General features: G+C 48.9%; 11 protein-coding genes. 7 read left to right on the top strand and 4 right to left on the bottom strand.

What is annotated here, in order from left to right:
* Positions 1-8: 8 nt before the first annotated feature.
* Entirely contained in the window at positions 9-410 is a 402-nt protein-coding gene (locus tag NB647_RS09540) for an Hsp20/alpha crystallin family protein (RefSeq protein WP_269279979.1), read from the bottom strand.
* 362 nt (positions 411-772) lie between these two features.
* Between NB647_RS09540 and NB647_RS09535 the strand changes: the two genes are divergently transcribed.
* The 3 genes from NB647_RS09535 to NB647_RS09525 all read left to right on the top strand — a co-directional run bounded on the left by NB647_RS09535 (position 773) and on the right by NB647_RS09525 (position 4,119).
* On the top strand, positions 773-1,411 hold the full coding sequence (locus NB647_RS09535; protein WP_269264365.1) for a phosphatidylserine decarboxylase: 639 nt from the start codon (positions 773-775) through the stop codon (positions 1,409-1,411).
* 74 nt (positions 1,412-1,485) lie between these two features.
* Positions 1,486-2,289: a CDP-diacylglycerol--serine O-phosphatidyltransferase gene (gene pssA, locus NB647_RS09530; protein WP_269264364.1), complete on the top strand. Its 804-nt coding sequence runs from the start codon at positions 1,486-1,488 to the stop codon at positions 2,287-2,289.
* A gap of 312 nt (positions 2,290-2,601) precedes the next feature.
* A complete protein-coding gene (locus NB647_RS09525; protein ID WP_269283267.1) occupies positions 2,602-4,119 on the top strand; it encodes a 2-isopropylmalate synthase in 1,518 nt (505 codons plus the stop codon).
* A gap of 54 nt (positions 4,120-4,173) precedes the next feature.
* Here the strand turns inward: NB647_RS09525 and NB647_RS09520 are convergent, their stop codons facing one another.
* Both NB647_RS09520 and NB647_RS09515 read right to left on the bottom strand, forming a co-directional pair.
* Entirely contained in the window at positions 4,174-4,737 is a 564-nt protein-coding gene (locus tag NB647_RS09520; RefSeq protein ID WP_269264362.1) for a hypothetical protein, read from the bottom strand.
* Between the two features lie 42 nt (positions 4,738-4,779).
* The gene (locus tag NB647_RS09515; RefSeq protein ID WP_269264361.1) at positions 4,780-5,259 is read right to left on the bottom strand and encodes an outer membrane protein assembly factor BamE; all 480 of its coding nucleotides are present in this window, start codon (positions 5,257-5,259) and stop codon (positions 4,780-4,782) included.
* A 160-nt stretch (positions 5,260-5,419) separates the two neighbouring features.
* On the opposite strand from NB647_RS09515, the gene rpsO reads away from it, so the two are divergent.
* The 3 genes from rpsO to NB647_RS09500 all read left to right on the top strand — a co-directional run bounded on the left by rpsO (position 5,420) and on the right by NB647_RS09500 (position 9,246).
* Positions 5,420-5,689, top strand: a complete 270-nt coding sequence (rpsO, locus tag NB647_RS09510; RefSeq protein ID WP_269264360.1) for a 30S ribosomal protein S15 — start codon at positions 5,420-5,422, stop codon at positions 5,687-5,689.
* A 188-nt stretch (positions 5,690-5,877) separates the two neighbouring features.
* Positions 5,878-8,001, top strand: a complete 2,124-nt coding sequence (gene pnp / locus NB647_RS09505; RefSeq protein ID WP_269264359.1) for a polyribonucleotide nucleotidyltransferase — start codon at positions 5,878-5,880, stop codon at positions 7,999-8,001.
* 264 nt (positions 8,002-8,265) lie between these two features.
* Positions 8,266-9,246 (top strand): NAD(P)H-quinone oxidoreductase, encoded by a 981-nt coding sequence (locus NB647_RS09500; protein ID WP_269264358.1) that lies wholly within the window; start codon positions 8,266-8,268, stop codon positions 9,244-9,246.
* Between the two features lie 17 nt (positions 9,247-9,263).
* Here NB647_RS09500 and trmB read toward each other — a convergent pair whose 3' ends face one another.
* Positions 9,264-9,992 carry a tRNA (guanosine(46)-N7)-methyltransferase TrmB gene (gene trmB / locus NB647_RS09495; RefSeq protein WP_269283265.1) on the bottom strand — a complete coding sequence of 243 codons (729 nt, stop codon included), beginning with the start codon at positions 9,990-9,992 and terminating at the stop codon, positions 9,264-9,266.
* Positions 9,993-10,282: 290 nt separating this feature from the next.
* Here trmB and NB647_RS09490 point away from each other — a divergent pair, with 290 nt between their 5' ends.
* Positions 10,283-11,383, top strand: coding sequence for an MBL fold metallo-hydrolase (locus NB647_RS09490; protein WP_269283264.1), 1,101 nt, complete (start codon positions 10,283-10,285; stop codon positions 11,381-11,383).
* Positions 11,384-11,489 lie beyond the last annotated feature (106 nt).

Raw genomic sequence — 11,489 nt, 5'->3', positions numbered from 1 at the left:
CTCACCTGTCATAATTTGTTCAGTACCAAACGCAGACATCCATTTGCCAGAGAATTTTCGGATATCTGATAGTGTCCGTTTGGCAGGCTGATCTGTTTTTCGAAACGGCCATAAGGGATCTCGAGGCGTCTGATGACAGTATCGGCACCCATCGCGATTTGTCTTTCTCCGACCACATGGATGATGTTGTTTTCGATGACGACAGTAATGTCCGACAAGTCAACGCCGGGTAAGGCAATCTGAATCAGCAGGTAACGGTCGGTTTCAAGAATATCGATGGGGGGTTCCCAGACCGGGCCACGCGATTTCGGTTTGCCCAACTGGAAGAAACGCCGATGGAGCTGATCGGCCTGTTCCAGCATTTTCAATGCTTGCAACCACATGGGGCTGGCTGGATCTCGAAACTTCATAGTCTTGTCTTCCGTTCAGGTTAAATGAAACATAAAACAAAACGGTGGATGTTGTGCTGGACGCAAACATGCAGCAGTTCAACTTCATACCATCGCATATAGCAGGGAAAGACGCTTGTGGTTTAACAAATGATTTTAATATCGGTAAAAAACCGCCATAATTTCATCATATGACAATGTTGCCGCAGGTCGTTTCATTTGTATGATATATGGATGCTGTTTCAACGTATTCAAGGGGGCGGGTCCTTTTGCTTGTCAGAATCTGGCGCAATGAGGTTGTCGTAAGGTTGTCTGCTTGTTTCAACGCAGAATGTTTAAGAATAGAATACGATTCTTTATAGTTTGGCGTTTCGGAGTTGTGATTGAAGAATTATCCTCATCCTATCATTGCACGTGAAGGCTGGTTTTACATCATTATTTCTTTTGCCGTTTCCTCGGCCGTGACATATAAATGGGGTATCTGGTCGCTGCCGCTGTGGTTGATCAGCCTGTTTGTATTGCAGTTTTTCCGTGATCCGGGCAGAGTCGTTCCCGATGTCGAGCATGCAGTCCTCTCGCCGGCCGACGGTCGTATCGTCGTGATTGAAAAAACGGAAGATATTTACGGAAAACGTGAAGCGTTGAAGATCAGTGTATTCATGAATGTCTTCAATGTTCATTCCAACCGTTCGCCGGTTGATGGAAAAGTGGAAAGTGTCCATTATTTTCCGGGCAAGTTTGTCAATGCCGATCTTGACAAGGCTTCGCTTGAAAATGAACGTAATGCATTGATTATAAAAACACAAAATGGCCAGACTGTCACGTGTGTCCAGGTAGCCGGTCTCATTGCGCGCCGGATCCTCTGTTATGTAGGCGGTGGCGAGATTTTGCAAAAGGGACAACGTTTCGGTTTTATCCGGTTCGGTTCGCGTGTTGATGTCTATCTGCCGCTTTCCGCAAGGCCGAAAGTCGCTGTGGGTGATAAAGTGTATGCTACGGAAACCGTTTTGGCTGAATTGTAAATCACTCTTTCCCGGACCGACGCACGATCATCTGAAAACATAATATACCGTTTGCTATCTATCGGAGAATGCGCATGACTCAGCAGGAACAACCCGTTACGGAATTGGATTCGACACGCGCAAAATTGCGGAGAAGAGGCATTTATCTGTTACCGAATGCCATTACAATTTCCTCACTGTTCTGCGGTTTTTATGCCATCGTCATGTCCTTGAATCTGGAGTTCAAGCAGGCAACGGTCGCCATATTCATATCCATGATTCTGGACAGTATGGATGGAAGGGTTGCCCGGCTTACCAGAACACAAAGCGAATTCGGCGCCCAGCTCGACAGTCTGGCCGATATGGTGGCATTCGGCGCCGCCCCGGCTCTCGTCGTTTATGAATGGTCGCTTAAGGGAATGGGGCGTATCGGATGGGTTTCCGCTTTTGTCTTTTGTGCCTGTGCCGCGCTGAGACTGGCACGATTCAATACGAATATCGCGATTGTCGACAAGCGGTATTTTCAGGGATTGCCCAGTCCGGCCGCCGCTGCGCTGGTAGCCGGATTTATCTGGCTGATGGACGATATGGGATTTTCTGGAAGTGATTTTTACTGGACATCCTGGATACTGACGCTTTATGCCGGGCTGACGATGGTATCGAACGTTCCATTCTACAGTTTCAAGGTCATGAACATTCGAAAGTCGGTGCCATTTATTGCCGTGATACTGATCGTTCTCGTTTTTGTCGCGATCTCGTTTGATCCACCAAAGGTCATTTTCGGATTGTTTGTTGTTTATGGTATTTCCGGTTATGTGGTTTATCTCTGGTACAGGATAAAAGGAAAACCGGTCAGCATTGTCCAGACAAAAGTGGAACCGCACGATGGGGAAGAATGAGGTAAACTTGCGGTTTGCAAATAAGATACAGTTCATTGATATCTAGGGCGGCGTTTTGAAAAATATTGCATGAATTGAAAAAGGAGCTTATAGTTTTTTCATGAATATCAAAACTTTCAATTCTTCATTCGATTTCTGTGACAGCAGATTGTCTTGCCTGTCGTTATCGCTCGTTCTAGCACGCCAGGCGTGCTGATATCCCTTTATTGACAAATCCGGACTTTTTTCTGACCTCTGTCCAAGAGACGGGGATGGGTAAAATTCCGTTCCAGTTTAACCAATCAATTCTCGAATTATCCAAAGGAGCACATCATGGCCGGCACACCAGCAGACTCGGCAGAAAAAATTATCATATTTGATACCACGTTACGTGACGGGGAACAGGTCCCGGGCAGCCAACTGAATACACTTGAAAAAATCGAAGTGGCCAGAGCCCTGGAAGCGTTGGGGGTCGATGTCATTGAAGCCGGTTTTCCTATTTCCAGTCCCGGTGATTTCAAATCGGTCGTCGAAATTTCCAAAGTCGTTGAAAAACCGGTTATTTCCGCATTGACGCGGGCTATCGAGAAAGATATTGATGTTGCTGCCGATGCGCTTAAATATGCCAAGAAAGGACGTATTCATACCGGGATCGGTACGTCCCCTTACCATATTTATTCCAAGTTCAATTCGACGCCCAAACAGATTCTCGAACGGGCTGTCCAGATGGTCAAATATGCCAGAAAGTATGTGGATGATGTCGAATTCTTTGCCGAAGATGCCGGCCGTAGCGACAATGAGTTCCTTGCCCGTGTCGTCGAAGCTGTCATCGCGGCTGGCGCGACAGTGATCAATATCCCGGATACGACCGGTTACTGTACGCCTTATGAATACGGCGCGAAAATCAAATATCTGAAGGATCATGTCGCCAATGTCGACAGGGCTGTTCTGTCCGCTCATTGCCATAATGATCTGGGTATGGCAACGGCCAATTCACTGGCCGGCATCATGAATGGTATCCGTCAGGTCGAGTGCACTATCAATGGGATCGGGGAGCGGGCAGGCAATACATCTCTTGAAGAAATCGTCATGATTCTGAAGTGCCGCAAAGATATTCCGGCCTATACCGATATTGATACGACCAAGATTATCAAGACATCCCGTCTGGTATCCAATCTGATGCGTATGCCGGTACAGCCGAACAAGGCGATTGTCGGACGGAACGCTTTTGCCCATTCGTCAGGTATTCATCAGGATGGTGTGCTTAAGAATCGGGAAAACTATGAAATCATCGATCCGGCCGATATCGGCGTCAGCGATTCTTCTATTGTCCTGACGGCGCGCAGTGGTCGCGCTGCGCTGGATCATCATCTTCGTCGCCTCGGATATGAACTCTCTCATGCCGAGCTGGATGTCGCTTACAGCAAGTTCCTTGTCCTCGCCGATGCGCAAAAATCGGTCTCCGACGATGACCTGCGCAATCTCGCCGGAACCGGAACCGTGGAAGATGCCAGAAGAATCAAGCTGGATTATCTCCAGGTTGTTTGCGGCAAGGATTCCATCCCGATGGCAACGGTTCGCCTGATTATTGATGGTGAACGCTGTATGGCTACGGCTGCCGGCAATGGGCCGATCGATGCATCGATCAATGCCGTTCGCCAGTTGATCACACAGAAAGTGACTCTGGAAGAATTCCTGATTCAGGCATTCACACGTGGTACTGACGATGTCGGCAAGGTCCATATTCAGGTTGAAAACAAAGGCAAGGTTTACTACGGTTTCTCAGCTGATACCGATATCATCACCGCTTCGGTCAATGCATACATTGATGCCGTTTCCAAGATCATCTGATTGTTTCGGAACAAAAAGGGATGCGACATGTCGCATCCCTTTTTTTGTGGAGTCTCAAAAACCGATTCCGATACCGCCTCCACCTCCGCCAATTCCGATTCCGATACCCATGCCGGGACCGCCGAAGAAACCGTTATCGCGCAGATAAAGCGGATCCTGACCGTTTTCCATCCCTCTGACGATACCGCTGGAATCAAAATAAATATGCATCATGGAATTCCAGATGCCTTCCTCCTTGTAACGATAAGACCAGGCTTCCTGTTTTTTCAGAGGGAAATATTCCGTCTCGGTCGGATGACCTATTGTCCGAAGAACGTCATTTTTGTTGAACTGATTGATCTTGATGGTCGCGAATTTTTCTCGCGTTCTGACATTTTCATATGAAATCAGTTTGCCGTCAGGTCCGATTCGCGCCATGTAGGCGTATTGTGACCACTCGCTGACCGGCCATTCAAGCACTTTTGTGTCTCCGTCGGGATATTCGATCGCAGGCGGGCCATTTCGCGCGATGACCTGTTGTACAGGCATTCCGGGCGTCAATGGAGGGCCGAACATGGAAGCGCAGCCCGTCAGCATGAATGAACTTGCCAGAATACAAGCCAGAAAAGAGTGTTTCATGGTCGCTCCTTTGATATTTTCCCTGTTGTGCGGATATTTCGTTTATTTGCGGAGGTACATGGGGTCCTGACCGTTTTCCATTCTTCTGACGATACCTTGCGAATCGAAGTAAATGTACATCATGGAATTCCAGATGCCGTCTTCCTTGTACCGGTAAGCCCATACTTCACGGTCAACCAGGGGTAAATAATCGGTCTCGGTCGGATGGCCGACTGTTTTCAATACGTCGTTTTTGCTGAAGTGATCTATCTGTATGGTATCGAATTTTTCCCGTGTCAAAACCTGCTCGTAAGATATCAGTCTGCCATCCGGTCCGATTTTGGCCATATAGGCATATTGTGCCCAGGGACCGACAGACCATTCCAGAAGCCGGATATTGCCGTCAAGATACTCGGCATCCGGACTTCCTTTCAAGGCGATGACTTCTTCCGCAGGCGTTCCGGGAACGGGTGTCGAAAAAATGGAGGCGCAGCCTGAAAGCATCAGGGACAAAAGCAGTGTTAGCGTTATGGATCGTTTCATTGTGATTCCTCTATAGTGATTCGGACTTCTACAGTTTTTATTGTACAGAAAACGCTTTTCCGTTATACTGCCCTACCGGTCGGTTTGACTGGTATTTATATTGTTTGTTCACGGCAGGAAGGGTTTTGGACTCCATCTGTCGCATGTAAGGATTGATTTTATGGCATTGCTTAAAGAAGACAAGGCTGCTATCGTGTCGGAAAATGCACGCAGCCAGAACGATACGGGATCCCCTGAAGTGCAGGTCGCTTTGTTGACGGCGCGTATCAATGATCTGAACGGTCATTTCAAGGTTCATACCAAGGATCACCATTCCCGTCGCGGATTGATCAAAATGGTTAACCGTCGCAAGGATTTGTTGGCTTATCTGCGAAAAAAAGATATCAACCGTTATCGTGATCTGATTGCAAAACTCGGTCTGAGAAAATAATCGTTTCACGAGTTACAAGGTCTTTATGAAATGCCTGCGTCAGTTTTGTCGCGGGCATTTCGTTATGTATGTGGTTGGCGTGACGTATTGAAAGCAGGGCATTGTCGATATTGATTGTTGTTTTGTTGTAATGAAATGAGGCGAACGGCAGCGCCTGAAAACCTGCCGGCAAAAATGAAAGGAATTACATGTTCAATAAAGTAAGCAAAACGTTCCAGTACGGTCAGCATACCGTGACACTGGAAACCGGTGAGATTGCGCGCCAGGCCAGCGGCGCAGTAGTGGTATCCATGGATGATACCGTGGTGCTGGCAACTGTTGTAGCGAAAGACGATATAAAACCCGGTCAGGATTTTTTCCCTCTGACGGTGGATTATATTGAAAAAAGTTATGCGGCCGGCCGTATTCCCGGCAGTTTCTTCAAACGTGAAGGTCGTCCGTCCGAAAAGGAAACGCTGACCTCACGCCTGATTGATCGTCCGATTCGTCCTCTTTTCCCGGATGGTTATTTCAACGAGGTTCAGGTCATCATTCACGTTTTGTCGGTCAATCCGGAAATCGATCCGGATATTCCTTCCATGATTGCAGCATCCGCCGCTCTGTGCGTTTCCGGGATTCCTTTCAATGGACCGCTGGGTGCCGCCCGGGTAGGCTATATTGACGGACAGTATGTGTTGAATCCAACCGCTTCGCAATTGCCTTTGTCGCAGCTTGATCTGGTTGTGGCAGGAACAGAACAGGCCGTCCTGATGGTAGAGTCCGAAGCGAAAGAGCTGCCGGAGGACGTCATGCTGGGCGCTGTCGTATTCGGCCATGAACAGATGAAAGTGGTTATCGATGCCATTGACGAGCTGGTGCGCGATGGCGGCAAACCGGAAGTGGAATGGGAACCACCGGCCAAAAACGAGGAACTGATTGCCGCCGTTACCCGGATTGCGGAACCGGAACTGCGCAAAGCTTACCAGATCCGCCAGAAACAGGCACGTTCGAGCGAGTTGCGCCATATTTATGAAAGAGTGAACCAGGCTTTGGCGGAAGAGGCGCAAGGCCGGGGAGAAACGGCACCGGATACCGTTGAAGTCGGCAATATCCTGTTCGATCTGGAGGCCAGGATCGTCCGTTCGCAGATTCTGGACGGCGAACCGCGTATTGATGGACGCGATACCCGTACGGTTCGTCCGATTACCATTCGTACCGGTGTTTTGCCGAGAACGCATGGTTCGGCGCTTTTCACTCGTGGCGAAACACAGGCACTGGTTGTCGCGACGCTAGGAACCTCACGTGACAACCAGAAAATCGACGGATTGATGGGCGAGTACAGCGATGCTTTCATGATGCACTACAATATGCCTCCTTTTGCCACCGGTGAAACCGGTCGTGTCGGAACACCGAAGCGTCGTGAGATCGGGCATGGCCGTCTGGCAAAACGTGCTCTCGTCGCCTGTTTGCCGTCACAGGACGAATTCAGTTATTCCATCCGTCTGGTTTCCGAAATCATGGAGTCGAACGGTTCCTCGTCAATGGCTTCCGTATGCGGAGGATCCCTGGCGTTGATGGATGCCGGTGTGCCGGTCAAAACGCATGTCGCCGGGATTGCCATGGGACTGATCAAGGAAGGCAACAAATTTGCCGTACTGACGGATATTCTGGGGGATGAGGATCATCTGGGGGATATGGATTTCAAGGTGGCGGGAACGGCTAATGGTGTGACGGCCTTGCAGATGGATATCAAGATCCAGGGCATTACCAAGGAAATCATGCAGGTCGCACTGGCGCAAGCAAAAGAAGGCCGTATCCATATTCTTGGCAAGATGCAGGAAGCCATGCCTCACTTCAAGACGGAATTGTCCAATTTTGCCCCTCGTCTGATAACCATGCGTATCAATCCGGAAAAAATCCGTGATGTAATCGGCAAGGGCGGTGCCGTTATCCGTGCCTTGACCGAAGAAACAGGTGCTCAGATCGATATCAGCGACGATGGAGTGGTTACCATTGCATCGGTCGATGCCGCTGCAGGGCAGGAAGCCAAACGTCGTATCGAGGAATTGACCGCTTCGGTTGAAGTCGGAAAAATCTATGACGGCACGGTCTTGAAATTGCTGGATTTCGGCGCTATTGTTCAGATATTGCCGGGCAAGGATGGCCTGTTGCATATCAGCCAGATTGCCAGTGAACGAGTCAATGCCGTTTCCGATTATCTGGAAGAAGGGCAGTCGGTTCGGGTCAAGGTTCTTGAAACCGATGAACGTGGCCGTATCAAACTGTCCATGAAGGCGGCGGTTGCCGAAGAAAATCCCGTACCTGCCGAATGATAGTTCGGCTGTTCTGGCCGGATGACCTGAAACGGTAACGGAGAAATCCTCCCGGTATCGTCCGGGAGGATTTTTGTTTGATTTGAAATGACGGTTCCGGTCGAAAGCCGGTCTGTCCATAGTATATTGATATAAAAGAACCTTTCTTGAAGGGCGGGCCTTATTATCGTAATGGCCGGCATGCTCATGTGGCGTACAAAGCCATGGAGTTGACTTCAATAAATCGTTCCCTTTTAACACCATCCCAAAGGGGGGAATTGACATATGAAAGCGATTGAAATTATCAACCAGGGGTCGGCAGGTTTTCTACAGCTGACGGAAAGGCCAATTCCGGTTGCCAAAGAAGGTGAAGTGCTGATCAGGGTCCATGCGGCAGGGATCAACAGGCCGGATGTATTGCAGCGTATCGGCCGTTATGTGGTTCCGAAAGGGGCACCGGATATTCCGGGGCTGGAAATAGCCGGTGAGATAGTCGGCGGGGATGTTTCCGGCAGTGATTTCAAAATAGGCGATATGGTGTGCGCCCTGGTTCAGGGCGGTGGATATGCCGAATACTGTACTGCCTGTACAAAATTGTGTCTTCCCATTCCGGAAGGAATGACGCCGGTAGAGGCGGCCTCATTGCCGGAAACCTATTTCACGGTCTGGAGCAACGTATTTGACTTCGGACGCCTGAAAGGCAAGGAAAATCTGCTGGTTCAGGCGGGTGCTTCCGGGATCGGCGTGGCAGCCATTCAAATGGCAAGTGCAATGGGCCATCGTGTTTTTGCTACGGCGTTGACCGAAGACAATTGCCGTGCCTGTGAAAAATTGGGAGCCGAACGTTGCATCAACTCTACCACGGAGAACTTCGCGGAATATATTAAGGAGGCGACGGGAGGAAAAGGCGTAGATGTTATTCTGGATATTATCGGTGCGGCGGTTCTGGACAAGGAAATCGACTGTCTGGCCGATGGAGGAAGGCTCGTCCTGATCGCTTATCTGGGAGGACGTCAGGGAACGGTCGATCTGGCGCAGATTGTTCACAGACAACTGACAGTGACCGGTTCCACCCTGCGACCCCGTTCGAACGAATTCAAGGCGGAAATCGCGCGGAATCTGAAAGAACATATCTGGCCATTGATCGGCGCAGGAAAAATCAAATCGGTTATTTACAGGGTGTTCCCGCTCGCCGAAGCCATGCAGGCCCAGAAACTGATGCAGTCAAATACCCACTTCGGCAAGATCGTGCTTCAGGTAATCTGATCAGGGAGCCCTGTTTTTCAGGAAACATGGCGTTTCCGGAATACCAGATCCCAAACGCCATGTCCTAACCTCAACCCTCTTTTTTCGAATTTCGTGACGGGACGGTAATCCGGCCTTTCCGCATATCCGGTTGCCGTATTCATTAAAGAGGATTCACTGCTTAACACGTCAAGCATCTGTTCGGCATAATTCTGCCAGTCGGTCGCACAGTGCAAATAGCCGTCATTTTGCAATCGTGTCGTCAAAAAACGGACGAAAGCGGGCTGGATCAGGCGACGTTTGTGATGTCGGGCCTTGTGCCAGGGATCAGGGAAAAAAATATGGACGCCATCCAGTGAATTTTCCGGAATCATTTCTTCAAGCACTTCGACAGCGTCATGCTGGATGATCCGGATATTGGATAACTGTTTTTCGCCGATCAGCTTCAACAGGCTGCCTACTCCGGGGGTGTGCACTTCGACACCGATAAAATTCAGTTTCGGCAAGTTTTCAGCAATCGTCGCGGTAGTTTCTCCCATACCGAAACCGATTTCGAGAATCGTTTTGGCTTCACGTCCGAACAGTTTCTTGTAATCGAGAACCGTTTTGTCAAACGGTATGCAGAATTTCGGGCCATGTTCGTTAATAGCCCGTTCCTGACCGGTTGACAATCGTCCCGCACGTGTGACAAAACTGCGGATCCGACGGACTTCCGGATTGAAAAACATCGGTTTCCCGGATTTATGGTTGACAGGCTTGTCTGGCATGATCTGAAAAAAGTAAAAGAAGAACAAAAGCGAGCGTCATTTTACGCAGGTTTGGAAAACTTGGAAACAAAAGTACCGTGAAGTTTTTACATCGCCAAAATAGCTACGGCAAAGACATGTATCCATGAAAGAATCGGACAATAAATAAAGAGAAATATCTCTGGTGTTTTCATGATCCGGGAATTAACCTCACAATGTTTTGCAGGAGAAACCATAATCGGGAATAAGTGGCCGGCATGGCCCATACCGGGAGATATGACGTCGAGCGCATGAAGCGAAAACTGAAAATAATGACAATCGTTTTTCTTTTTATCGGTATCGGTCTGATATTGGCTGTTTGCATTTTTCTGAACCAGACGCAATTCGGAAAGAATCCTGACAGGGTTTATTTTGAAGTTGCCCGGAATTCTCCGAATTTTATTGACGGGGAATTCAGAAATCAGATACCGACTCCGCTGTTTACCGATGACAGTTCGGTTTTCTCCGTCATCATGAAAAGCCTGTTCACGAAACCGGACAGACTCGTTCCGGCAATGCCTCTTCCTTCGGTCAAGACCGATTTGCGTTCGCTTGTGCGTGATAAGGATATCGTCATATGGCTGGGCCATTCATCCTATTATCTGCAACTTGCCGGCAAGAGGATACTGATTGATCCGGTATTGAGTCCATATGCCAGTCCGTTTTTTCTGTTCAACCGGGCATTTGAAGGAACCAGTGTCTATCAGGTATCCGATATGCCGGATATCGATTATCTGCTGATCACTCACGATCATTGGGATCATCTTGATTATCCGACCGTCAAAATGCTGGAATCCCGCGTCGGAAAAGTCATATGCGGACTGGGTGTCGGTTTCCATCTGCTTGAATGGGGATATCCAGCGGACAAGATTGTTGAGGCTGACTGGTTTACCAGGCTGAAAAATCCTGAGGGAGTGGATATTCATGTTCTTCCTGCCCGTCATTTCTCCGGCAGGGGGCTGGTACGTAACCGGACATTGTGGGTCAGCTATGCATTGGTATCACCCAAACGTCGTGTTTTCGTGAGTGGTGATACCGGTTACGGACCGCATCTGAAACAGATCGGAGAGACATTGGGCCGTTTCGATCTGGCCATTCTGGAAAATGGCCAGTATGACAAGCGTTGGGCATATATTCATATGATGCCGGAAGAAACAGCTCAGGCTGCGGTGGAAATTGGTGCAAAGGCGCTTTTGCCGGCTCATTCGGGAAAATTCGCCATATCGAACCATGCCTGGAAAGACCCGTTTATCCGGTTGGCCAAAGCCAGTTACGACAAGCCTTACAAACTTCTGACGCCAGTCATTGGCGAACCGGTATATCTGGAAGATGAAAAACAAATATTTTCCCATTGGTGGGAAAAATGCGAATAGTAGTTATTGTCGGAACAGTGCCTGATACGGGTATATCTTTTCTTCTTTCAGTATGGAACCGATATCTCCCTCGATAATCCGGATTGCCGATCCGTATGCAAGCGGT

The organism is Oxalobacter aliiformigenes (genome assembly GCF_027116575.1).
In the GTDB taxonomy this organism is placed as follows: Bacteria; Pseudomonadota; Gammaproteobacteria; order Burkholderiales; family Burkholderiaceae_D; genus Oxalobacter; species Oxalobacter aliiformigenes.
The sequence above is the reverse complement of the archived record's forward strand: the minus strand, read 5'-3'. Positions and strand labels throughout refer to the sequence as shown.